This window comes from gamma proteobacterium symbiont of Lampromicra miyakona, from assembly GCF_059730895.1.
Genome location: NZ_AP035934.1, coordinates 99875 through 123512, shown reverse-complemented (window position 1 = coordinate 123512; position 23638 = coordinate 99875). Strand labels below are relative to the sequence as shown.

The window sequence follows — 23638 nt, the reverse complement described above, 5'->3', positions numbered from 1 at the left end:
CGAGCAGTGCGCAGCCCTTCCTGTAAATGATGAGTGAGCGGCATGGAGGTAGCACAAACCGTTCATGACAGCACTGATCCATGAGTCCGGCGGAGCCGGTTACCGGGCTGATGGTGGCGAACTCCCCCCTGAACGACGCCGTTTAAGCAGCGGCCTGTCAGGCGCACGGAAGTCAGATGGTCGGAGACGAAAGAAAGGACCCGCCGCACTACTTACAGCGGTGCTAGTCTTATAGTTACAACACCCATTTATCAGCCACTGCAGTTCCGGCCCTCCGGGCCGGGCGGCCGGGGCTGGTCAGTGGGGGCAACCGGGCTTCAGGTACGGCGCGGGTCCGGTCTGAGAGGGGCTGGATGGTTCAGAGCTGGCTGATTACAGTGAATTCTTTGTCTGTTGTAACTAACTGCTCAGAAGGGGCCCGCGTCAGCGGGAGGTGCTTCAGATTCTGAGCGGCGCGGACGTTTACGGCCGCTGCAGGCGAAGGCCTTTTTGACCTGTCCACAGGACGGGTGCCGAATAGGTTTTATATTTAAAAGTAAGTAATACCTTTTTTTAAAAGAAAGGAGATCGGGTTTTTAAAAGGATCATCGCGGTTTGTGAAAATTTCGATTAGTGGTTAAAAGCCTGTCCGGGCAGAAGATAATTTACTTACCCTCTCGTGGTTATTGTGGATAACTCAGGATTGCATGGTCTCGCGATGGCGGTCAGCGGAACGGGTGATTTTCTGTGCGCCCGATCGCAGAAAAGTACGCAGTGCAAGCGACTGACTTGGACAATATTTACTCAGTTTTTTTTTCAACAGGCGTGCGAAGGCCTCCGGCGCGAACCGGATAGTTGTAAAAGGGACAGAAAGGTGGTCAGGATGGCCAGAAAGGCCGGATTTCAGGCAGGGCAAAGCCGACGCTGTGCGCCAGATGATTCAGACGAGTATCAGCAGCCGTCAGGTTGTGACCAGAAGATCGTCAGACAGCCTCGCATAATGGCCACGCGAGAGCTTCATGCGTTCCGTAACGCGGCGATCTATCTCCGCTCGCACCGCATCGAGCCCGCCAAAAAAGCGGCCGTTACGGATTTCTTTCTGGATCTGCAGGCGAACCAGCTGCTCGATATCTTTCCGGGTACGTGGCGCATCCTTCCGGGCGCGATGACGCTTCATGCCGTGTTCACGGCGCGACTTCTGGCATTCGCGGAAGCGTTCGCGCACAAACGCCCAGGCGGCACTGATAAGTTCGTCAGCGCCGGCGCGCGGCAGACCTTTCTTCTCGCGCTGACGGTTTTCCCACTCGATGCGGCTGCGGCGGGCGGCGGCGACAGCCTCCTCGGAGACGTCCAGTACCTGCCACATCAGCGGCGTAAAGGTGATGTCGGTCGGAATATTGCAGCCGATTTCTTTATCGTATTCGGTGTTGTAGGTGAGGAGTTTCAGCTGGGCCATGAACTGCACGGCGCCGGTAAATCGGGTGATCGAGAGACGTTTCTTCTCGGTGGCCAGCCCGCAGCGGATGCTCATGGTCGTGAGCGAGGCACCCACGCGGTTGACCAGCGGATTGAAGTAGTGGCAAAGCGCCTGCAGCGAGGCTTCCAGGGCCCGCATGCGCAGCTCCGGCGGGCGGGCGATAGACATCGCAACGAGCGTCTGAAACTCCATGCGCCGCGTAAAGCCGGCCGCCTTTTCACGGATTTTTTCGCAGAACGGCAGCGTTTTTTTGCCTTTTTCCGGAATGAACTCCGGATTCGGATTTTTTACCTGCCGGTAAAATGAAGTGCTTTCAGTAAGTTGCTAAGCCACGCCTTCCTGCGCTTATGTTGCACAGAAGGAGCAGGCTCAGAAGGTATTGCAGTTTTCCGGGCATGAAACTATACTCCCCGCATAGAGCAACAGCTTCTATGCAGAATAAGTGGGCCCCGTTAGTCTTCTACCTAGTCGCCAAACTGAGGAAGATTATCGGGGTTTCGTTTTTTCTGGCCTTAACTAATCAGTCAGTACCAGTCCTTTGCCACCTTTCGGCGTGGCCCGCCAGAATTCTTTACGGTTTGCAATCTATCACTTCAACTGACATACGACAAGAAAGTAATACCATTACCTATTCATCGTTGTCATTAAACGCTTTTTGTAAAAGACGCTCGATGTACTCAGCCTGAGTTACGCCTTCCTTTTCACACTCAATCAAAAGCCTGTCTTTAATCGGATTTCGCACGAAGATCTTGAGCTCTTTGTGCGTCAGCTTTTTTCTGGCCACAGCTGCCTGCTGCTTTTCAGACGCGCTTAAAGGGTTACCTTTACGATAAGGGCGTTTAGATCCTAACGAGGAAGTGACTGCGTTAACTGACTGCGACATCTCTGCCTCCTCCACTAAATTCAGAGAGAATTTGGCAGAGAATACTACAGATCTCTTAAATCAGCGACTTAACTTTGTGCAGAGGTGTGAGATACGTTGGCGCGTATCTCACCTGGAAGCGAAGAAAATCTTATTTCTGCTGGTCAGTAAGATGATTGCCAGTCTTTACCACCGTCCCATCGTGACTGCCAGTGCGCCAGGTAGGTCTGCGTCAGTGCCGGTACGCCGCGCACAACCAGCGCTTTCTCGGAGTTCGATTCCGCCGCGCTGCGGGTGTAATTGAACGAGCCCGTACTTATTCAGCGGAACGATCGCGGACGATCGCCATTCAGGCGACGGGCAGGGCGGTCAGGCTGAGGCGTACCGCAGCGGCGCGAGGAACGAACAGCCTGAATGACGTGGCCGTCAGGGGGTAAAGGTTCTGGCGGGATGGCCGATACCCCCTCACGCGCCGGCAGTGAAACCATTCTGATAATGCCGGCGCTGCTGGTTGCCCGGTTCTGCACCGGGCTTTTTTTAGCTGCCGGCGGCGCGATTGATGGCCAGCTGCAGGACGTCCCCGCTGACGACGCCGGGGATGACGGTGGTGTTGTCTGCCGAGGCATTCTCTGCAGGCATAACGATAATCCCCGGCGTGCCGGTCAGTCTCAGCATCTCCGCCAGCGCGTCGTTGTTTTCAATGAGCCTGTCGGAAGCGGCACGGTCATCACCGGAAGCGGCACCTGCGCCGGCGGCCGTGGCCACCTTTTCAATATCCTCTGCCGTGAGCTTCCCCTCGTTGTGGCCGGTCCGGTAAATCCCGTTGTGGAAGGCCATGTAGGCCTCCGCACCCTGCCTGCGGTAAATACCCAGCCCGCGGTGCGAGGCCAGCGTCGATTCCGGATAGCGTGCGGCAAAGATGGTCCAGTCGCGGAAGGCAAAGCGTACGCCGGCGTTGGCGGCCATCACCTTTTCCATCACCGGCGCCATCATGCTGCAGGCGATGCATTCGTAGTCAAAGAACTCCGTAACGATGACCTTCGAATCCGCCGGCCCCTTAACCGGTACGCCGTCGAGCTGCATCAGCAGACGGTGGGCCTTCAGCACTGACTGCACGTAAGCCTGCTGCTGCAGGGCCTGCTGGCGCGCCTGCAGCTTTTTGCTCACCTCAATGAGCACGTCGGGGTGAGCCACCAGGTAGTCAGCGGCAATTTCACCAATGCGGGCCTGCTGCGCGGGGGTAAACTCTGCATCCCCGGCCGCGTCTGATGCTGCTGACGGCAAAGCGGTGCTCATGGCCAGCGCAATGGCGGCCAGTTTCAGGATCTGTTTCATGATTTCTCTCGCATGCCTGCGCGGGGCAGGCGGAAGGTGAGGCGGCCGCACAGGGCGGGCCGCAGTAATTAACGTTCTTTTTGTATGTTCCGGGACGGTTCGTGAGAAAGTTCGGGCGGCAGGCGCTCGGGCCCCTCGTGCTGAGCCGGCATGCTGATCCCCGCCGCAATCTCTTTGTCCGTCCGCGAACCTGCGGCAAGCTCTGTTGCCAGTTCTGATTCTCCTTTTCCTGAAGGCACCGGCTGCTCCCGGCTCTCCTCCGGCATCCTGACCTCCGGATAAGCCTGCCGGCTGCCTTCCAGAACCCGGCCGGCCAGGTCCGTTTCGGCCACGGCAGGCTTCGCGACAGGGTCCACAGGCTGCTCAATGTCAGCCGCCTCCTGTGGAACTGCACGGCTGAGGTCTGCGGCGAGCTTTTCCTCTGCCGCCACGTCTGCCCGCCCGTCTCTGACGCTGATCTGCACCTCCGGCGCGTCCGGCACATCAGGCTGATGCACGTCCTGCCTGACGAGGTCTCTGATGGTCTCGTCGCCAATACCGGCGGATGCCGCCGGCGTGACCGGTTCATCCGGAACAGGCGGCGGGCTCTGCAGGCTTCTGACCGCCTCTTCCACCGCCGCCCCGGCGAGCGGCTCCAGGCCGCCGGAAACCTTCAGCAGCTGCGGAGACGGAGCGGCGTCCCCGGTCTTCAGCAGAATGCCGGATGTCGGGTATTTTCGCGCCGCGCTGAGCGCCTCTTCCAGCGTGGCCACCACAAGTGTTTCTCCGTTCCGGCTTTTCTGTACAAGTGCGGCCTGCGCGCCGTCGGTGACGATACGCCGCTCGGCCCCCCGATCGACGTCACCGCTTCCGGGGCGCAGCGGAACCATTGTCAGGCCCGCCGGTTTACCGTTACCGTCAAACACCGGCAGGGCCAGGTGAGGTTCAGGGAACTTTCGCGTCGGCGGGATGATACGTGCCGTCACGGGACTGCCGCTGAGGCCGTTTGACCGCAGGTACGCGCGGCCAATTGCGGTTTTCGACGCGGCCTGCCCCATCGCCCAGATACGCCGGGCCTGATCCCGCTCAGGCTCCGGCATAAGCGCGTCATGCGCCGTCGCCGGTCCGTTTTTTCGGACGCCGAGCGTCTCCATCCAGCCGGCTCTGTCATCTGTAACAATCTGAACATGGTCCTTCGCGCGTGAGACGTTGATATAAAACGCCCGCGCGCCGCTCATCCGCTTACGGGCACCTTCCACGCCCTCCAGCGCCAGCGAGTACCGGGCACTGGCACCCTGCGCACCATAGCCGGTGACCGCCCAGCTGTAATCCACGTGCCGGTCTGCCAGCGCTGTCGCCGGGTCGATGACCTTCACCCCGCTGCCGTTACGCAGAACAATCTCACCGTTTTCGCGCAGTTCATCGACGCGGTATTGCTCGTGCGCAGCGTGACCGGCCTGCTTCTGGGTTTTACTCAGGCGGACGCTGTCACCGGTGCGCAGCTCAATTTCACGGTGTTCAAAAACCTCGATTTCCATTGCGTTAAGCTCCTGCGGCGACCAGTAGTGCGTGCGCCCCGCTTCATCCCGCAGGGTGACGTTGCCATTTTCGTGGTCCACGCCGGTAACATGCAGATACCGCTGGTTCGCCATAACCACCTGACCGGTTTCCCAGTCCTTTATGCGGTTAAAATCGTGCCGACCGCCATTAATCCGGTCCAGAACAGAGACGGTCCGGGCTTCCCCGCCCAGCTCTTTCGCCACCACCATCGCATTATGGATGCCCTCGTTGATGGCTCTGCGGTCTTCATGCAACTGCACCATGATCATGGTCTGCTCCCGCGCCTCATCGGTGCGGCTCATAAAGTCAGCCACAATGCTGGACACCGGGTCTGCTGACTGAACAATTGATCCGCCAGGTACCACCGTACCTGCCCGGCGGGGTACAACGTCTGGCGCGACACTTTCAATATTTCTCAGCGCCGCTGCGGAATCATTACCGATGATGCTGTAAACCGCAGACTTCAGCGCCGTATCACGCTGGCGCACGATTTCCTTCATCACTGCGACGTCGATCGGGCTCCGCTCCTGCATCAGCTGGAACGGCGCGCCACTTTCAGGCGACTGCAGCTGCGCAATGTCCCCCACCGCCACGGCACGGCCATTGCCGGCAGCGATTGCGCGGTACGCCGCCGCGGTGTCCTGGTTACCGATCATGGAAGACTCATCGATAAGAAACAGCATATTGTCGTAGCGGACGTCCTCACCGGCGGCGCTGCGCGTCTGCCAGTCCAGTACAAACGACTTAAGCGTCTGTGCATCAATGCCCGTCCCCGCCATCTCTTTTACCGCCCGGTGAGTCGGCCCCAGCCCGACGATAACCGGACGCACGTCAGCCGGCAGGGTATCAATAGCCGCCTTTACCGCATTAAACTGGGTGGTTTTACCGACGCCCGCATACCCCTGCACGGCCGTAAAGCGGTCCGGACTCTCCAGAATAAGCGAGGTGGCCTCTTTCTGCCCCTGCGTCAGGCCTGACAGGAGAGACGAATCGACCTGTGCCATCAGCGGCACCTGTGTGTTTTTGCCCCGATCGATTTCACCGAGGATGGCTTTTTCCATCTCCCATGTGGACCGCGCAACGAAGTGGGGCCCGGCGCTGGTCTGTACCCCGATGAGATCACCTTCCTTAACCTGCCGGGTAATTTCATTTTCGATGAGCTTCAGGTCACCACAGAACGTCAGCGCCTCATCAAGCAGTTTTGTCCGGGAGAAAGCGACCTCCCGCATCTGCGCGACGCCGCGCGTAACGGCTTTCTGCGCGTCAGAGAGCAGCTGTGTACTGAGCGTGTCTATGGCCTCACTGGCGTCTTCCTTCCCGCTGGCCTGACGGACCAGAGACAGCGGGGAGCGTGTTGAGCGCAGGCGGCCGAGCTTCTCTTCCGCCCGGCTCAGGGCTTCGCCGGTAAATATATCGGCCTCATGGCCAGACTGCGCCAGCGCGTTAATCATGTTGACCGACAGATCCTGAGCCCCGAGGCTGGCCAGCACGGTACCGTGCTCGTTGTCCCTGCTTCCGGGGGCACTGACGTAGCCGTATGTAACGTAAAGCGGATTTGCCGGGTCGATACGCAGCGGCTTTTTCTGCCCCTCCCGCTGCACGACAAGTGCGCCATTCTCAACGGACGTGACGGTGAGGCGATCACGTGCCTTCAGCCCGGCGTTTTTGTCGCCGGCAAGCGCAAACAGTCGCTCCCCCGCAGCAACCTCCAGCTGAGACTGTGTAAACAGGCGCCAGTCACCGGAAAGTGCGCTGAGCTTTACACGGGACAGTACACCATCCCCGTCAATCAGGGAGAGCATGCGGGTTTCATCATGTACGCGGTCAATGACGTAGTGACGCGTTTCATTTTTCTCCGACCTGTCTTCCAGCACCATACCGGCGCGGTAGGTCTGAGGGAGGCGACGCTCTTTTGCTGTCATATACACCGGCGTGCGCGCCACAATGCTGACCGGCGCCTCCCCCAGTCGTCCGGCTTCTTTCAGCGCATTCCGGATGACACCAGTCAGCTGGGCCTGCTCACGCAGTCCGGCCACAACCGCCGTCACGGGACCGGCTGCGGGGTCCATTCCGGCAAAACGCTCTGCGAGTGCACGATAGCGCTCTCGCTTGTCCTGAATGCTGGTCACGCGGACCTCAATACCGTCAGACGGTGCGTTCAGGCTCTGACGTTCTACCCCCGCTGCGGTCAGCACGGACAGTGCGTTCGCGTTTGACTGCCGTCCGGCGCTGTCCAGAAACAGCAGCTGCGCGTTCTGCAGCTGAGCCTCTCCGGTCAGCACCAGCATTTCCTTCAGGCTGAGCTTTTCCGCACTTTCCACGATGACCGTACTCTGGGGAGCAAGGCTGAAGGTGCCATCAAGCATACGGCTGCGGTGGAGAAGCCGGTCTTTGAGCGCCGGTGATTTGGCAAAGCTGAGTGCGCGCTCGGCTGAACTGGTCAATACACTGACCTCACGCCCCTGTTCACGTGACATTGTCACCAGTTCTTCTGTTACCGCACGCAGACGGCCGACTGAGGCCGGTGCGCTGATGATAACGGCGGGCGCCCGGGCCACGTGCTCAAGGTGCCCGGGAACCGGACTGCCGGTGAGGCTGAAACTGACCACCCTGTTCTCTTTCAGGATATCCGCCGCCAGCGACTGCACCGACAGCTCATCCAGCAGGTGAATGTGCGAGGTAAATACGCCCTTATCACCGTTGAGAGGCACGAGCAGGTTGTCATGAATCGCCTGATCCAGCGCCCTGCGCAGGTCCGGAATGCTGTTCTGCAGTTCACCGGCGTTGTGTGCGGTCAGCAGGATGTCCCCATAGGTAAACCGCGTTTTGTTGTCGCTCAGCACGGAAATGGCGGTGCGGACCGCCTCCATCGCCTGCACTGGCGCGTCCTGCACCTCTCCGGCATCAGGCCGGGATTTTTCACGCTCGCGGGCTTCATTCATGACGCCCTGAAGATCAAAACCGACGTCGTCCATCTGCCGCTGCCAGCGATCGCGCAGACGGGCCCGTCCGTCTGCGGTTTCCGGCTTAGCGATCGGCTCTTCCTGCTCCCGGACTGCAGATTTTAACGTCGCCTCAGTGCCTGCTTCAGGGACTCTGTCAGACGCATTCACAGCCAGCTCTGGTGAGGCGGGCGGTTCCTGCCGGGTGCGTAACGGTGCCGTTTCGTCTGCGCCATACTGACTGATATCCTGCTTGCGCTGGCGCGTATCCAGCGCTGCCACGTCGCGGCTTTTCAGCGAAGCGTCTTCGCCTGCACGCGCATGAATTTCACGATGGCGCGATGAGAATTCGTCCAGCACCTCCCCGGTAAAGCCCTTTATTTCCCACAGGTCGTGCCGGCCGCCGGTGGGCAACGTTTCATACCCAATATCCTCCGCCTTACCTTTCAGCAGGTTGCGGTAAATTTTGCCGTACGTTATCTGGTTGCGGTACACCGTTTCGATGAAGCCGGCGCCGTGGATCGCATCGGTAGCCAGCGCTTTCCACTTCCCGTCCAGCTCCGTCACGTTGGCCACCACTGCGTGAGTATGGATCTGCGGGTCGAGGTTACGCGAAGTGTCGTGCGTGAACAGCGCAGCGACCATTTTTCCGGTTGGCGTGATGCGCGTGACGCCGTCCTTCGTGTCGCGCGCGCTCACCATCTGTTCCATGATGGCCAGCGTTTCTTTCACCGCATCGTGGTGCGCCTCCAGCAGGCGTTTATCGCCGCCGGCGAGGATCAGCATTGAGACGCTCTTGGGTGCCGAGAAGGTAAAGTCATGACCGGGGCGGTGCACGTGTGCACCCTGAACGTCCTTACCCAGTACCACACCGTTGGGGAGGCTGCCGTGCAGAATTCCGGTGAAAGTATCGAGATCAACCGGGCCTTCCAGCCCCAGCTCGCGCGTGCCCTCCCCCAGCCACTGGGTGGGCATGTCGTCCAGAAAGTAATAGTTATCCTTGCTGCTGTAGTAGCCGGCAGCGTCGGCGGCAGAGGCCACCGGAGCAACGGTCATCATCGTTCATATCCTCCCGGGTCCAGGCTGTCACTCATCTCCTGGTACGCCGCGTAGTCGTCGCGGTGTCGCAGGATGTTTTTTTCGTCGTCGGCCATACGCTCGTTGGCGTCGCCGTGCTGTGCGGCGCGCTCCTCCTCACGTTGCTGTTCGGTTTTACGCGGGCTGATGTGCCGCACGGTCAGCCGGCCCCCGTCGTCTTTTTCCATCTGCATGTGCAGTCCGGGGGCTTCGCTGTCGGTTTCTGCATTACCTGATGTGCTGTTCTGGAGCCTTCTCATCCTCTCCAGTGGAGAAAGCGGCGAACCCGCCTCTTTCCTGGCCGGTGCCGGCGTGGAAACAACCCTGATGATTTCCGACGGTGCTGTGACGGTACCGCCCTCCGGGACAATGGCAGGTGTGGATGATTCAGCCGGAACCGTAGTGACGCGCGGAACTACTTCGCGGCGCGGGAACGGTCGCACGTTAGAAGGCCCTGACGATGCGCTTATGTCGGGGGCAGGCGTAGCGGGAACAGCAGGCTGGCCCGGTGCGACAGACGGCTTCACCTCTCTCACGGTAGCCGGCTCCGGCGTCGTCACGGGGACGTCAGCTTTTGCCGGCGCGGCGGACGGCGAGGCAGCCGCAGGTTTAACCGGTGCGGGCGCGGAAGCGCGGTCCTCCCCTTCCAGCCACTCCTCTCCGGTCGGGAACGAAATGTCCGCCGCCCGGGCGCTGCGCTCGTTGCTTTCGATGATGCGCTCGAGCTCGGGACTCAGCCGGTCACGGAAGTCGCGCTCCATCAGCGCCGGATGATATTTCTTCTGTTTGCGGTACTTCAGGCTCAGCTTCACCACCGGATATTCGCCCGGCAGGCGCACGTAAAAGCGCAGGTTGGGCATCTTCATAATCTGGTCGTAGTCCACGATGGGCTCGTTGACCTTGTCCTTGCTGATGGAGATACCGTCCCGAATCTGGTCGAGACCGTAGCTGTTCTGTTCGCGCGCCTCGCGCCGGCGCTGATGTCCCAGCTCCTCTTCCACCATTTTGGCCACCTCGGCGCTCGGCGAGCGGCCGTAGGCGCGGGTGTTGAGCAGGTCCAGGATGGCTTTGGCCATCTCGCGGCCGTAGATGTGCACCAGCTGCGGGATGTTCTGGATGCCCAGCACGAAGCAGCCGCCGAACTTGCGCGCTTCGGCCAGCGTTTCGTTGAACTCCGGTATCTTCTGCAGGCTGGCAATCTCATCGCCGACGAACCACACGCGCCGGTCGCTGTTCTCCCCCATGCTCTGCAGCAGCAGGGTGGCCAGCGACAGCCACATGGATATCAGCGGGCGCACTGCCTTGCGGTGGCGGGCTGTGGTGGAGATAAACAGCCAACTGCTGTCATACTGCGCGTCGGTCATCCACTCGCGGATGCTGAACTCCGGTTTGCCCTCTTTATCCAGCCCCTGCAGGTAGCGCAGCGACTTGGCGTAGTTGGTCAGCACCGAGCGGATGGAGATGGCGGTTTTCTCGATTTTTTCCTCGACCAGGTTGGCCGACGGGGTGTTTTTGAGAAACTCGCGCAGGCTTTTCAGATCAATCGAGAGGCAGGTCTTCAGGAACGTCTCGATGCTGCGATCGGGGCGTGAGGCAAACTGCATGGCCGTGTCGCTGAAGATGGTGCGCGACGACGACACCCAGAACGGGTCGGAGTCGCCCTCCACCGGCATCAGCGCCGCCGTCATGTTCTCGTAGTCCACCACGTCGCGCGCCTCGCGCCACAGCACCCAGTTTTCACAGCGGCTGTCGTGCGCGTTCAGGATTTTGTCCAGCCGCTCGTCGTAGTGCGTCTCGATAAAGGTGCCGCCGGAGTCGTATATGATCGCGCGGTCGCCGCGCCGGCGGATATAGTCCAGCAGCCAGCGGATGAGCGTGGACTTGCCGACGCCGATGGTGCCGTGGATCAGAAAGTTCATGACCTCGGCGTTCTTCACCATGTTCAGACCGCCAATCTGCAGATCGGACTTCTCGCCAGCCTTTTTCAGCAGCCGGTTTACCTCCTTCGGCTTATCGGTGAGCGTCATACCCGAGATAAACTCGTCCTCGCTCTCCTTTCTGCCAATGCGCCCCACGTACCAGTAGACCACGCACAGCAGAACGGCGAAGGCCGCGCCGCAGGCGGCGGCACAGACCCGCAGGCTCTGAAGGACGATGGCCCCCTGCTGCTGCATCCACGGGTCAGTCAGCAGCTGCGCCAGCGTCAGTTTCGCCGTACACAGCCGGGCGCCAGTACCACAGTGCCAGGTCACGTCCCAGGTCGCCGCCCCGGACGGATTCATCAGAGGCACAAAACCGCTGAACAGGCTGGCGCACCCGTACCAGAAGCCGTTGCGTAGCGCATCCTCCGGCGTGACCAGCCAGAACGCGGCACCCGTAACCAGAAGGTAGAAAAGCAGTATCCAGCCGCTGATCCAGCCGTTGACCTGCGTAAACATGCGCAGGCGGTAGGCCGTCATCTGGCCACCCCGGGTGAGGTTTTTAGGGGTAAAACTCATGGAAGACTCCGGAAAGCGCGCAGGCGCAGCCCGCCCGGGGAAATCGGGCAGGCTGTTGCAGGGGGAGAAAATGGCTGAGGGGCCGTGCGGGCCCCGGAGATTATTTCAGGGTGCGCAGTGCGGGCGTGCGGTTATGTCCCGTGCGGCGCTGCAGCCAGTGACCAGCCATCAGGGGGAGACCGCAGGCAAGGAACAGCAGGTTCCAGCAGGCAAGCGTCAGGGCAGACAGCACGCTGCCGGCCGTCAGCACCAGTAAAACCAGCAGCGCAGTAATAACGCCCGGCGGCATCATATCGCCCTGCATCATGCGGGTGGCAAGGTCATACGCGTAGAGCTGGCTGTGTGTCATGAGGGTTCTGACGATGTCAGGCCCGAACTGCCACAGCACGAGGGCGCTCCAAGCAAAAAACAGGGTAGTCCAGACAATAAGGGTGCGTGCCGCACCGTTGAATGTGAGCATGGGGTTTTCCTTCAGGAAGTTAAGAACAGGGGTTAAATACAGCCGTTACAACGCTATTCCCGACGCGCGCGAAGCGCAGTAGTAATACGTCAGGGAAATCAGAGCCACGCTCCCGCCACCCCGTGCATCAGGGGGAAAGCGTAAAAGGGGATCCCGTGAGGGAGGAGGACAGCACCCGTGGTGGTGGTGGTGGTGCTGTCCCGGTGTCCGCTGCCCGAGGGGCACAGACGGGGGGCGGCAGGCGCCCCGTTGTCAGGAGAGTGTTCTCATTTCTCCTTAAGGCGCGTGCCGCCGGTTCTCACCGGTTGTTTACCAATACCAGGTAATTCAGCGATCTGCAAGCTTCAGGATGTGCTTTATGGCCGTCAGCAGCACGGCGGCCAGGATCAGCCCGCACGCCCCCATACTGATGATATAAAGCAACATCGCCGCCAGCATGAACAGGCAGAACGCTCCCGTTCCCGCCCCACCCGGCGCGGCATCCAGCAGCCGGAGCCAGTCCACAAAACGCCAGGGGAGCCAGCTGTCCGTTACGTTCACGAGCAGCAGGGTAATGATGGCGCCTGTCAGCATCAGGTTCAGGAAGACGGGCAATGAAGACGCCAGTCGTTCAATTTTTCTGCGCATGGCGCCTCCCGCACCTGTCAGCTGGATGAATTACATGATACCGGCAACGGACTTCGCCAGCTGCGCTTCCAGCACCGGCTTCGCCTCTTCAAACTTCAGGTTGACCTTGTTCGCGTTCGACACCACGCGGGTCTGGTATTTCATGCGGTTCCCCTCTTCGCTGCTGGTCTGCAGCTTGATGCCGGAAGTGCCCTGACGCAGCGCCGCGACGTTGTCCGTGGTGACGGCTGTTTTGCTGCGTTCAGAAATCTGCAGATCGGTCACCATCGTGTAATTAATATCCTCTACCAGTGCGTCTGCAGCCATACCCGCGAGCCCGGCCGCCAGGCCGACGCCGAGGATAGCACCACCGGAAGAACTGTTGTAGGCGGTGATCCCGCTGCCCAGCGCCGCGCCCATTACGCCTCCTTCGTAACCGGAGGACAGGAAACCCTGTGCCTGACGCAGATCCATCTTCTCGGCCTTCAGAACGTTGGCCTGAATCCAGTAGTACGCAGCGTCAGGGTTTGACGTCACGGTATAGCCTTTCGCGCGCAGATCCTGCGCCAGCATCGGCTCCAGATCGCTCATGTCCTTGTCGGAGGTGTTGCGAACCTGCAGGTAAACAGTCTTCTGGCTGGACGGCTCAAGCCAGACGGTCTGACTCATCTGGGTTTTGACGTCGAGGTTGCGTTTTTTGATGGCGGTGCTCATGGCACCACAACCGGAAAGCATCAGGGAGGCAGCGGCAATCGCCGCCACGAAGGCGTTACGGTATTTCATAGACGTATCCTTGTTAAATGGAAAAAACGGGACAGGCGCGCCCCGGGGCACGCTGTTTTATACAGGGATTTAGAGAGAAACCCTTCCGTCAGAATGCCGGAAGGGATATCGGCAGGAGCCGAGAGAACTTAAATCTTTTTGATGAGTCTGGCGAATTTACTCATTGCACCAGCAATACCATAGCGGGTCAGTTCAGCACTGATTACCATCTGTATAACGAGAATTGATAATAAGAAAACTAATGTGCTAATGCCGATCACTTTAGGCTCAATCACGGCCCCCACTAAAGCCACTCCCCAGTTTACAATAACTGCTCCAAGCCCCATAAGGCCCGTCAACTTTCTAATGCGGTTAATTATGAAAGAATTATTACGTGTATTCTCATCAAATGAGAGATATACCAATGCTGAGTTATATAGAGAAGCCCCAACGCCAAGTGCACTCAATACCGTTATACCCGTGGCAAACATTTCAAACTGCATTTTGTCAGAAAAATGGACGTTATTCCCAAATAGATCTTGCTCAGGAGTAAAGCTGTATGCCATCCAAAGCAGTGCCAGTACATACCCCATCACACAGGCGACTGGCCATGTCATACTGAGTTTTAATGCAGCAGCAGGCGAAACAAGTGGACGGTTTTTGTCTTCCAGATTCTGCATCAGCATGTTCACGTCATTACTGATGTCAATGCGCGTCATGGTAGCCATCGTTAAATTCCTTTATTAGTTGCCGGTTCGTCTGCGGAGTTCCTGCAGCTTTTCCTCAAACTCTTTATTCTCAGGCGTGTGCGTCCATAGTTTCTGCTTGCCCTGCTCCGTTACAAAGCCCCTGGCAAACTGCCCCTGCCCCTTATCATGTTCTCCTTTCAGTATATCACTGGACGTCTGAACAGTGGTTTTATTTTCGGCGATTTTACCGTCATTTTCCCTGACAGTTTCCATCAGGCCAGATCTTTGTGCTGCGACCCTGTCTGCCACATTACTCTGAATGCCGGTCCCCGAGGCCTCTTCATTTACGCGTTGCGACCCACTGTGGAAATTATCGGTCATGGTCTGAGACGGGACGTCTACCGGAACACTGAGGTGACGTTCCCGGTCATGTACGTCCGCAGCCGTTGCCCGGCGGATTCCGCTGTGCGGTGCCTGCGATTCACCCGCCAGTACGTTATGGCCGTTGTCCGAGTGTTCCCCCGCCGCCAGTGTCGCACTGGTACCCGACCCATCCAGCGACTGCGCTGGCTGCAGCGGCTCACTGTTCACCTGGTCACTGCGTGTTGCATAATTCCGCATGATTTCCGGCTCAAGCCGCTCGTGCATAAACTCGGTGGCCGCACCCTGCGCGCTCCGGACGTTGGTCAGGATGTTCTGCGCGTCGCTGCCGTACTTCGCGGTGGTCCAGTCCACGAACTCCTGGTTGTAGTTGGCGTCCAGGCTCGCGCTCTGCGTCTGCGACAGCGTGGCCATACGGCTGAACTCCTGGCTGCGGGTGCTGCTCTCCATATACTGATGGTACTGACTCTTTGCGTCGTTGAGCGTCGCCGCAAACTGCTGTGCCAGCGAGTTCGACTGGTTGTCCGTGTGGCTGCCCGACTCGCTCAGGCGGGTCGACGTCACCATGTCCACACCCTGACGGAAATCACGCACATACTGGCTGTTCTTATCCTGACGAAGGTCTGTGCCGGCTGAATGTGAGCCCTGTACACCATGCTGCTCGCTTAAGCTGCCCTTACCTTCTATGCCGCCATGGACTTCGCCACTGACCCCTAAAGCCCATTCACCAGCTTTACCCCAGAGCGTTTTACTGGAGTCAAACTTACCACTCATTCCAATATTTGCAGACCTGTCTACAGCTGCATTCGACAACTGACTGTAAGCTTCCTGCTGGGAGATATGGTTGGCTTTCGCATACCCCTCCACCGCAGACTGCATCTGGCTTGTGCCCTTTGAAATGTTCGTGGCCACGCTGTTGTCGCTGCCCTGGGTCACGCTGTCGCTGTTGCCGCTCTGCTGCGTCAGCTGGTTCAGCTGCTGGAAGCCGCTGGTCACGCTGTGGTTGTAGCCATCGAGCGAGCTCTGCGCCTGCTGCTCCGCCTGCCGCGCCTGCTCGGAAAACCCGCTGCTGGCCAGCGAGCTCAGCCGCATGCTCACCGGCAGGTTGGATATCGCCTGGCTGGTATCCACCACCGTGTGGCCGTCCGCCGTCTGCGTCATCATCGCATTGTTGCCGGTCTGGACGCTCTGCGACCCCGAACGGCGGAGCATGTTGGTGTCAAACTTGTTGGCGCTGACGTTATCCATCGACATGTTGTTAAACGACCAGTTGCCGTCCGCCGTGGTGGACGCCTGCCCGCCGGTGGTAAACGCCGCCGAACTGATGACGCTGCCCGCCACCTGCGAGGCGATGGCCCCGGCCCCTTTGGTCAGATAGAACGACAGCACCGGGATAGAGGCGCTCAGGTAGCCCGCGATGTTGGCCGCATCGGAGTGCTGCAGCGCCACCTGGTCCTGGTTAGACAGCACCAGCGCCGTCGTCCCGGTTTTGGTCTGCAGGTAGAAGTTGGCCAGCGAGTTGAGGATGGCGTACATCACCGGCCACATCTGGAAGTACAGGAAGCCGCCCGCGTAGATCTTCAGCGTGTTCAGGCCGAAAATCGTGTGATTCACCAGCGCCAGCGCGATCACCATCGGGAACAGCGCAATCAGTATCAGCATCAGCAGCGACTGGAACATCGGCAGCATACGGCCCATGATGGTACCGAACGAGGCCCAGCTCAGGCGCTGCTTGGTCAGGCTGGACTCCGTGGCCAGGTTCACCAGGTTCGCGGTATCCGACGACCTCGCCGCAAACCCCTTCCAGCCGTCGCGGATGGCCGCGTTGGTGATGTTGTTGCGCATAATCTGCGAGGCGCTGAGCCCGCCCGCGTAAAAGAAGTTGTAGCTCTCGTCCATCGCGTTGCCGAGCAGGCTGTCGGCGCTCACCCGGCTGCCGAACACGCGCGTGGCAAGCTTATGCCAGGTGGCGCCGCCGATGCGCACGTCCGCCCCGATAAGGTTTTTGATGACCGCCGCCGCCTGCTGGCAGGTAATAAACTGCCGGCCGCCGCCGGTGTCCTGATACAGGCCGCGCAGCGGGCTCGGATTGTCGGTTATCAGCGTCAGCGGATCGGTACTGTTGAGCAGTTGCGACACGGTGTACTTGTTGTTGAGCAGGATGTCGCCCACCACGCAGTTCTCGACGTAGTCGGTCAGCATCTGCGCCAGCTGCGGGTTCTGCGAGCGGAAGTCCGTGGTCTGCGCCACCACCTGCGAGCCGAACAGCATGCCCGACTTCGTGTAGGTCAGCGAGTCCGGGCGGGCAAAGGTGTAGTCATAAAGCTGCGCCACCCCGAAACCCGCTCCGGTAGACAGGCCCGCAATCATGGCCAGCCCCGCCGGCACGTTGTCCACCTCGTACACCGCCGCCGGGTCGGTGATGTCGTGGATCTGCACGCTGCGTTTCGGTACCAGCAGCGCGGAGGTGATGAACATGAATACCGCCAGCCAGTACAGAAACACCATCGGGTTGCGGGTTTTCACAAACGACACCACCACGCCCAGCACGCCAAACAGGCCGACGATGCGCAGCAGGGTGGTAAAGGTGCCGGCGCCGATGACGGTGACGACGCCGTTGAACACCTGCCGCCACATGTCACCGCCGTAAATGGTCCAGACTTCAGTCATGACGGATACCCCGCTGAGAATTGCCCTGCCAGAACGCTGCGATCTTGTCCGGCACCGTAAAATCAGTCATTGCCGGTCCCCCACTGATAGTTGCCCTGATAGGACGTTGAGATAATGGTCGATACCTGCTGCTGCAGGTACTGCATGTTGCGATCGATGCCGTCCAGCGCATTCTGGTCGGCGGTCGACTGCAGCTTCATCTGCGCCAGCAGCGAGGTTGCGGTCATCACGTTGTTACGCAGCTCGCCGGCGGCCTGCTCCGGGAAGTTTTTACCCGCCAGCGACTGGCTCGCCTGCTTCACCAGCTCCTGCAGATACTGGATCATCATGTCCTGCGCGATGAAGTCCGCGACCTGAATCAGGTAGGTCGGGCTCATGCCCATGCTGCGGGAGTTGGTCAGATACTTGAGCACCGGCACCGAGGTGGTGTTAATGAAGCCCTTTTCCCTGTCCGACAGGCCGGTATCAGCACTGAGCTTGCTGTCGATGGAAATCATCAGGTTGCGCACCTGGGTGACCAGCGCCACGTCGCTGCTGACCGTCACGCTGGTAACGGTCGGACCGAGGCAGAGATCCTGCTCGTCGCAGCCGTAAATCTTCGCGGTGCCGCCGCGCATCAGCACGGTGATGATGTCGCGGTTATCAACCAGCGGGGTCAGGATGGTAACCTGCCCGTCCTTGTTGAAAATGATGGAGCCCACCACGCTCATCACCAGCTCCTTCAGCTGACGGTTGCCGTCGAACAGGTGATTGCGGCCCAGCGCGTCCCAGATGAGGTTTTTGTTTTTCAGCACCTGGTCTTTATCTTTATCCGGGGCGCGACTGGTGACGCTGTCACCCTGCCCGCCCACCGTGCAGCCCTGACGGGACGCCGCCCAGTCAGAGAAAATGTTGCTCTCGCCGGCAATGTCCTGGCAGATTTTCTGATTGGACACCTGCGAAACCGGCCAGAGGCCGCCGATGATGCCCTGCGCTGCCTGACAGGAGCTCATGTTCATGGAGTTCACGTCCGAGGCCAGCTTCTGCAGGAAATCTTTGGCCTGCTTGAGCTCCGGCACCATCGTCTGCAGCGCGAGGTCAAAGGCGTAGCCGGCGGCGTTACTCATAATCTGCTTCACGAACCGCTGCACCTCGGCGCCGTTGATAAAGGAAAACGCCCCGAGGTAGGCATCGATGCCGCCGCAGCCCGCGTTCAGCGAGGGCACCTGCATCGAGATGAGCTGCACCTGTTTGACGGGGTTACGCAGATAAACCGAACCGCCGGTGAAGTAGCCCGCGGCCTGCCCCTGCCACGCCTGCGCTTTTGAGACGTTGCCGTCAAAGCCGAGACTGCCAAAGTAGCCGTTGAGGTCGCCCTGCACATCGGCCAGCGCCGGGCTGCTGATGGTCAGCGCCGTCAGGGTACTGATGAGTATTTTTCGCAGGTTCATGATGCTGACCCCGCCTGTGAATGGTCTCTCTTCTTCATTGAAAACTCCGGTCAGTCATGAATCCGTGCCGGCGCAGCGTAATGCTGACCAGCGCGCCGCAGCCAAAGCCGCCGGCAAGGGCAAACAGAAACAGCAGCGGGTAGAGCTGCAGCCCGCTCAGCAGCAGCGCATCGGTGCCGTAAGCGACACCGGCGGGCAGGCGGGCTAGGTCGCAGGCAAGCCAGGCGTAAATCCCGGCCGCCGCCAGCATTGAGGCGCAGACGAGCAGCAGCGCCGTCTCGGTTCGCGAGAGCGTAAAAGGGTGTTCCGTCATGATTTTTTCCGTATGCGGCGGGGCCGCGTGAGTTACTGCGGGGTCAGCGAAGCACTGCTCGGTACCGGCCCCAGCGTGTCGGGCGGCAGGTGGTCAATGTCGGCCTCTATCATCTGCGCGAGGCGCTGGCTTACCGTGCCCATGTCGGTATCGCCCTGATAAAGCGGATAAGCCATGTTGGTGTTCACGTTGACCATAAAGGTGGTCGGCGTCGCAATGGGCAGACCGTTGCCGAAGAACGTCAGGATCTCGCCGGCGATGGGCTCGTCCGGCCCGGCCTTGCGCGGAATGAGCGCCACCGGGAAGGATGTATCGCCGTACCCGTCAAGCGTGTACGGATACACTTTTATGCCGGTTTCATCCGCCCACGCCTTCAGTTTTGGATCAAACTTCGCGCTGTACTGGCAGCCGCGCTGCATGAACACCACCACGGCGTAGTCGTTGAGGTTCACGCGCCGGCCGTCGGTCAGCGTCATCAGATTCGGCGGCTTCACCGGTGCGCGTCGGGCAGCCTGGCTGCCGGGCAGCCCGAAGTCAGGCAGCTGTGCCCCCTGCTGCCCCTTTGCCTGCTCCAGCGCGGCGATCTCATCGGCCACGGACGCCTGCGCAAGCGCCGGCAGCAGCAGCGCTGCCGCCAGCAGAACCTTAAGCTTCATGATGGCCTCCCGGCGCGCGGCGGTGCGCGATGATCCCGGTGATAATCCCCAGAGCCACAAGGACAAAACACGCCGCCGACACGACGATCAGCACGTCGTACGTCAGGCTCTCGGAGTACGTCAGCAGCTGGCGCAGGCAGTTGAAGATAATGCCCGCCATAAACAGCGTGATAATCAGAGGCAGTCGGTTCATACAGTTTCTCCTTTTGCCCGGCGGCGGAAGTGCCACACTGCCAGCCCCGATATGACGGAAAGCATCACTGCGGTCCTGTAGAGGAACAGCAGCGTGCTGCCGGCCTCAGCAGCCCACGCCTCGCGGCTGACCGCCGTTTTCACGCACTTCACGGGCGGTGGCGCAGTTTTTAACGCATCCGGAACGGGGGTGCCGTCACGAAGTGCGGTAAGGGAGGCGGGCGGAAACGACATCACGGGCGTGGCCGGCGATACACAGCCCCATACCTGCCCCGCCGGCGCGTCTCGCACCAGATTTTCGGCCTCGCTCAGGAGCATTTGTCCGGCACCGCCGGTGTTGTGTGCGGACAGCAGAAACAGCAGGAAGAACAGCAGCGCCGGGTGGATAACCAGCGTCTGCATCAGCAGGTTCGTCAGGCCACGGGCAGCGCGCAGCCGCCCGTGCCAGACGGGTGATAGCGTCAGCATCAGGAACTCCTCAGAAGTTAGGTTTAAAGCCGGTGGCCACGTTAAGAAAGCGCTTCGCCAGGTCGTCCTGCGTCATAAAACCGTAGGCGAGCGGGCGGTAGCTTTTTGACTTCGGGTCAACCAAGAACAGCGCCGGGAAGTGGGTAATGCCCATGCGCGCGCTTTGTCCCGCGTCCTGACGGCTGTCAGGCACCTGCGGCGACACCGTGCCGTCCACGCTCACCGGTATCAGCGAGACGTGGCGCATGCGGGCAAAGTCCGCCACCACGCCTGCCATCTGCGCGTCTATCGGGTCCCCGCCCCGGTAGAAGTAGAACAGGCCGTACTGCCCGGCGAGTTCGCTGATGGCCTGCGTCTGCTCGGCCTGATCGCGCGCCTGCTGCAGCGGCGCGGTGCTGTTGTAGTGCGGGTGTTCCAGGTTGTAGTCGAGATCCGGATGGTCAAGCTGCGCCACCGCGAACGACTGGCTGAACATCGAGGCCCGGTCGGTCCAGAACTTCTGCCAGCGCAGGAAGGTGGCCGTATTCTCCGCAGACGGGTGCAGGATGGCGTTGTTCAGCGCCTCCTTCGTGTAGCCTTTCAGCACGTCAGCCTGCTCGCTGGGTGACAGCCGGCTGAAGTCCGGCACCTGCGGCGCGGGCTTAGGCTTCGGTGCAGGGGGATCGGTTTTTTTCTTCGGCTCGTTGTACCAGTGCCAGCCGGTAAACGGCTCTGCCGGCGTCACGACCGCATCAGCTGACGGTGCATCGTCCGCGAGAGCCTGACAGGCGCCCGCCATCAGCAGGCAGGCAAGCACTATCTGCTTCATTTTTTTCCTCCGGTCTGCGCCTGCACCTGCGCGGCGATGCGATCTTTCGCCTGCTTCACCATCGTGGCGGAGTCAGGAATTTTCTGGTTGGCCATGAGGTCGCTGTAGAAGTCCTGGAAGTTAATCAGGTCGAAGTTGATGGCCTGCAGCTCGGGCACCGTGATGCCGCGGCAGTTGGGGGAGTCACCGCTGCCGAAGCTCACGTGCAGCTGGTCGCGGCGCCCCTGCTCCTGAATGATACGGGCAAGCTTGCCGCCGAATACGCAGTATGCCTGCTTCTTCTGCACGCATACGCCGAGCACCGCCCGGTTGCAGGCCTCACCAACCAGCACAGTGACCTTTTTGGCTTTCGCCTTGCCGATGGCCATCTCATCGCTGTTGCAGTTGGCAAGCCCGGCGCTGTTGCCCCAGCCGGTGTCGACGCAGCAGTTGGAAAAGCCGGCCATTGCCTTGCGGCAGTAAAGCGCCTGACCGGTGAACGCCTTCACGTTTACCTGATCGGCTTTGACGTCATCGCCGGCCGAGGCCAGGCCGGCAAGCTTCGCCACCGCGGTATCAAAGCCGCTGTCGCCGGCGCCGTCGGTTCCGCTGCAGTCACCGGTACGGCAGAAGTACTGACCGCCGCACAGCAGCCCTTCTGAGCTGTAGGTGGTCTGGCACTGGTAAGTGTCCTGCTCGTGCAGGCAGGTGCCGCCTTCTTTCTGAGTACAGCTGCGGGCTGAGACCGTGCAGTTTTTGTTGGCCATCAGCGTGCTGCAGTTGCCGGTTGAGCTGACCGGCACGATATAGGCGTCCGAGTACTGCCAGCAGGAGGCGCTCTGCGTGTAGTCTTTACCGTTCTGATTTACCGTCCGGCTCCCGCCCGGGTCGGTACACACCGTACCTGCCGTGCCGGTAGCCTTTGATTTATCGAAGCCGCAGGACTCACTCCAGACAACCTGTGAGCTGGTCGTGTCACGTTCGGCAGTTAAGGGAAAGGTCATTTTCATGACAAACGTGCCATCCCGGGCGTTCTTAATGATTCCGTCACGCCCTTCACTGTAGTGACCGTCCGTGTGGTAGTGAATGTATAATGAGACTGTCTGGCCTTTTGTTACGCGCTGCGGTGTGATCGCGGCCTGCCCGCCATTATTTAGCTGGATATGATCAACCGTGAGGTCGAAGGCTTTCATCGTGTACCAAATACGATTGCCATCCGAACCGTGATAATTTGGACTTCTGGGATAGCGGAAATCCCATGTACCAGTGCTGACTACCCCGTCATCCGGCACGGTAAAGTCAAAACGTACCCAGTAATCATCCAGGATTACTGCTGTTGAATTGTGGGAATCAAGTACCAGTTCAGTGTTGTAATACTCCTTTGATCCTGTGACCTGAATGCTGCCGGTCCGTGCACACGTCTGCACCTGTGCCACGTCCCGGTCGCAGCTGTAGTTCTCAAATACCGACTTTGACACCACTTTGGTGGTGCACTGCTGGTTCGTGCCGTCCACGATGGAGCCGCTGTTCGCCTCGGCGTTTTTGCCGTTCCGGATAAAGTCGGCGTTCGGGTCGATGGTTACCGCCGGGTTCTTCGTGGACGAGTCGGATATTGCCTGCCCGGCCTCGTTCTGGCTGAGTTCGGTCTGGCCCTTATCGCTGATGCCACCATCTCCGCCCTGCACCCCGCCGTAGTAGCCGCTTTGCGAGGGGCTTGATGTGTAGCCCGGAATAACGGACGCCGGGTCTGTGCCATTTGCTGCCGATGTTCCCTGACCTTTGTTCGAGCCGGCATACCCCGCACCGGCGTTATAAGCATCGCTGACGTCGTCAGCACGGGCCCCGGTGACTGAGAACAGCAGCAGGATGAGTAGCAGGCGCTTCATTGCGCGCCCTCCGCACTCTGTAGCAGCTGCGCCGCCGTGGCTGAACAGTCACCGCGCTGCCTGACCTCCTCCAGAGCCTGCTGCACCGGCAGGCTGCCGTACAGCACATCAAATTTGCCACCGCAGGTCACAACCAGTGCAGGCACCGCTTTAATGCCGTACTGCTGAAACAGGGTCGGGTCAATCTGCACGCCCGCCTGCCTGTCCTTCCTGGACAGTTCAAACATCTTCTCTGCGGTCTGGCGGAAGTCGTTGTTCAGCAGTCCGCGCAGGGTAGCCGGAATGCCGAAGCGGCGTGCATCAGAGAGCATCGGCAGCAGCCCCTCTTCCGGAATGCCCAGGCTCACGAAATACACCGCGCGCGGGGTCTGCCGGGTAGCGCTGTTCTGATCCGCCTGTCCGGCAGCTATCTCATTCTGCATCTGCGCAACCCGCCCCTGTTGCGCGTCCGGCAGGGTGATGTTCATGCCCTGCAGCTGACTTTTAAACAGCTCCAGCTCGCGCTGCTGCTGTTTCATATAAGTCATGTCGCTGCCGGAAATGGTGGGCTGCTCAGCCGCCTGCGTGGTCGCGCAGAGCAGCGCAGCGCCGAGGGCCAGCACCGTAGTCAGTGTAATATTCATGCTGAT

18 protein-coding genes and 2 pseudogenes are annotated in these 23638 nt (G+C 60.0%); all 20 read right to left on the bottom strand.

Annotation, left to right across the window (positions count from 1 at the left end; genetic code table 11):
- Positions 1–940 precede the first annotated feature (940 nt).
- Positions 941–1765, bottom strand: a pseudogene (gene repA / locus AC6I8P_RS23440) (plasmid replication initiator RepA); the annotation flags it as partial.
- A 4-nt stretch (positions 1766–1769) separates the two neighbouring features.
- Positions 1770–1853: a RepA leader peptide Tap gene (tap, locus tag AC6I8P_RS23435; protein WP_072217122.1), complete on the bottom strand. Its 84-nt coding sequence runs from the start codon at positions 1851–1853 to the stop codon at positions 1770–1772.
- 231 nt (positions 1854–2084) lie between these two features.
- The gene (locus AC6I8P_RS23430; RefSeq protein ID WP_059013086.1) at positions 2085–2339 is read right to left on the bottom strand and encodes a replication regulatory protein RepA; all 255 of its coding nucleotides are present in this window, start codon (positions 2337–2339) and stop codon (positions 2085–2087) included.
- A gap of 143 nt (positions 2340–2482) precedes the next feature.
- Positions 2483–2638 (bottom strand): annotated as a pseudogene (locus tag AC6I8P_RS23425) (phospholipase D family protein); the annotation flags it as partial.
- A 217-nt stretch (positions 2639–2855) separates the two neighbouring features.
- Positions 2856–3653: a DsbA family protein gene (locus AC6I8P_RS23420; RefSeq protein ID WP_498013342.1), complete on the bottom strand. Its 798-nt coding sequence runs from the start codon at positions 3651–3653 to the stop codon at positions 2856–2858.
- Positions 3654–3721: 68 nt separating this feature from the next.
- A complete protein-coding gene (gene mobF, locus AC6I8P_RS23415) occupies positions 3722–9193 on the bottom strand; it encodes a MobF family relaxase (RefSeq protein WP_059012823.1) in 5472 nt (1823 codons plus the stop codon).
- A complete protein-coding gene (gene traD / locus AC6I8P_RS23410) occupies positions 9190–11709 on the bottom strand; it encodes a type IV conjugative transfer system coupling protein TraD (protein WP_498013341.1) in 2520 nt (839 codons plus the stop codon). The genes mobF and traD overlap by 4 nt, the downstream gene beginning before the upstream one ends.
- Before the next feature lie 100 nt (positions 11710–11809).
- A complete protein-coding gene (locus AC6I8P_RS23405; RefSeq protein ID WP_059012825.1) occupies positions 11810–12169 on the bottom strand; it encodes a hypothetical protein in 360 nt (119 codons plus the stop codon).
- Between the two features lie 327 nt (positions 12170–12496).
- Positions 12497–12796 carry a hypothetical protein gene (locus AC6I8P_RS23400; RefSeq protein WP_059012828.1) on the bottom strand — a complete coding sequence of 100 codons (300 nt, stop codon included), beginning with the start codon at positions 12794–12796 and terminating at the stop codon, positions 12497–12499.
- 30 nt (positions 12797–12826) lie between these two features.
- Positions 12827–13558, bottom strand: a complete 732-nt coding sequence (gene traT / locus AC6I8P_RS23395; protein WP_141496878.1) for a complement resistance protein TraT — start codon at positions 13556–13558, stop codon at positions 12827–12829.
- A gap of 128 nt (positions 13559–13686) precedes the next feature.
- Entirely contained in the window at positions 13687–14265 is a 579-nt protein-coding gene (locus AC6I8P_RS23390) for a hypothetical protein (protein ID WP_059012935.1), read from the bottom strand.
- A 15-nt stretch (positions 14266–14280) separates the two neighbouring features.
- On the bottom strand, positions 14281–17277 hold the full coding sequence (traG, locus tag AC6I8P_RS23385) for a conjugal transfer mating-pair stabilization protein TraG (RefSeq protein WP_498031359.1): 2997 nt from the start codon (positions 17275–17277) through the stop codon (positions 14281–14283).
- Between the two features lie 62 nt (positions 17278–17339).
- On the bottom strand, positions 17340–18707 hold the full coding sequence (gene traH / locus AC6I8P_RS23380; RefSeq protein WP_498013340.1) for a conjugal transfer pilus assembly protein TraH: 1368 nt from the start codon (positions 18705–18707) through the stop codon (positions 17340–17342).
- 34 nt (positions 18708–18741) lie between these two features.
- The gene (locus AC6I8P_RS23375) at positions 18742–19020 is read right to left on the bottom strand and encodes a hypothetical protein (protein WP_059012932.1); all 279 of its coding nucleotides are present in this window, start codon (positions 19018–19020) and stop codon (positions 18742–18744) included.
- 32 nt (positions 19021–19052) lie between these two features.
- A complete protein-coding gene (gene trbB, locus AC6I8P_RS23370; protein WP_498013339.1) occupies positions 19053–19676 on the bottom strand; it encodes an F-type conjugal transfer protein TrbB in 624 nt (207 codons plus the stop codon).
- Positions 19666–19869: a hypothetical protein gene (locus AC6I8P_RS23365; RefSeq protein WP_059013073.1), complete on the bottom strand. Its 204-nt coding sequence runs from the start codon at positions 19867–19869 to the stop codon at positions 19666–19668. The genes trbB and AC6I8P_RS23365 overlap by 11 nt, the downstream gene beginning before the upstream one ends.
- A complete protein-coding gene (locus AC6I8P_RS23360; RefSeq protein ID WP_059013071.1) occupies positions 19866–20336 on the bottom strand; it encodes a hypothetical protein in 471 nt (156 codons plus the stop codon). Before AC6I8P_RS23360 ends, AC6I8P_RS23365 begins: the two co-directional genes overlap by 4 nt.
- 10 nt (positions 20337–20346) lie before the next feature.
- Complete coding sequence (gene traF, locus AC6I8P_RS23355) at positions 20347–21144, bottom strand: type-F conjugative transfer system pilin assembly protein TraF (protein ID WP_498013338.1); 798 nt, start codon at positions 21142–21144, stop codon at positions 20347–20349.
- Positions 21141–23009 (bottom strand): type-F conjugative transfer system mating-pair stabilization protein TraN, encoded by a 1869-nt coding sequence (traN, locus tag AC6I8P_RS23350; protein ID WP_059013067.1) that lies wholly within the window; start codon positions 23007–23009, stop codon positions 21141–21143. The genes traF and traN overlap by 4 nt, the downstream gene beginning before the upstream one ends.
- A complete protein-coding gene (gene trbC, locus AC6I8P_RS23345; protein WP_498013367.1) occupies positions 23006–23632 on the bottom strand; it encodes a type-F conjugative transfer system pilin assembly protein TrbC in 627 nt (208 codons plus the stop codon). Before trbC ends, traN begins: the two co-directional genes overlap by 4 nt.
- Positions 23633–23638 lie beyond the last annotated feature (6 nt).

Coding starts and splice junctions, on each gene's coding strand:
- traG (WP_498031359.1), bottom strand. CDS start 17,277: ATGACTGAAGTCTGGACCATTTACGGCGGTGACATGTGGCGGCAGGTG.
- trbB (WP_498013339.1), bottom strand. CDS start 19,676: ATGAAGCTTAAGGTTCTGCTGGCGGCAGCGCTGCTGCTGCCGGCGCTT.
- traF (WP_498013338.1), bottom strand. CDS start 21,144: ATGAAGCAGATAGTGCTTGCCTGCCTGCTGATGGCGGGCGCCTGTCAG.
- traT (WP_141496878.1), bottom strand. CDS start 13,558: ATGAAATACCGTAACGCCTTCGTGGCGGCGATTGCCGCTGCCTCCCTG.
- AC6I8P_RS23365 (WP_059013073.1), bottom strand. CDS start 19,869: ATGAACCGACTGCCTCTGATTATCACGCTGTTTATGGCGGGCATTATC.
- traD (WP_498013341.1), bottom strand. CDS start 11,709: ATGAGTTTTACCCCTAAAAACCTCACCCGGGGTGGCCAGATGACGGCC.
- tap (WP_072217122.1), bottom strand. CDS start 1,853: ATGCCCGGAAAACTGCAATACCTTCTGAGCCTGCTCCTTCTGTGCAAC.
- traH (WP_498013340.1), bottom strand. CDS start 18,707: ATGAACCTGCGAAAAATACTCATCAGTACCCTGACGGCGCTGACCATC.
- AC6I8P_RS23430 (WP_059013086.1), bottom strand. CDS start 2,339: ATGTCGCAGTCAGTTAACGCAGTCACTTCCTCGTTAGGATCTAAACGC.
- AC6I8P_RS23375 (WP_059012932.1), bottom strand. CDS start 19,020: ATGACGGAACACCCTTTTACGCTCTCGCGAACCGAGACGGCGCTGCTG.
- AC6I8P_RS23400 (WP_059012828.1), bottom strand. CDS start 12,796: ATGCGCAGAAAAATTGAACGACTGGCGTCTTCATTGCCCGTCTTCCTG.
- AC6I8P_RS23360 (WP_059013071.1), bottom strand. CDS start 20,336: ATGCTGACGCTATCACCCGTCTGGCACGGGCGGCTGCGCGCTGCCCGT.
- AC6I8P_RS23390 (WP_059012935.1), bottom strand. CDS start 14,265: ATGGCTACCATGACGCGCATTGACATCAGTAATGACGTGAACATGCTG.
- mobF (WP_059012823.1), bottom strand. CDS start 9,193: ATGATGACCGTTGCTCCGGTGGCCTCTGCCGCCGACGCTGCCGGCTAC.
- traN (WP_059013067.1), bottom strand. CDS start 23,009: ATGAAGCGCCTGCTACTCATCCTGCTGCTGTTCTCAGTCACCGGGGCC.
- AC6I8P_RS23420 (WP_498013342.1), bottom strand. CDS start 3,653: ATGAAACAGATCCTGAAACTGGCCGCCATTGCGCTGGCCATGAGCACC.
- trbC (WP_498013367.1), bottom strand. CDS start 23,632: ATGAATATTACACTGACTACGGTGCTGGCCCTCGGCGCTGCGCTGCTC.
- AC6I8P_RS23405 (WP_059012825.1), bottom strand. CDS start 12,169: ATGCTCACATTCAACGGTGCGGCACGCACCCTTATTGTCTGGACTACC.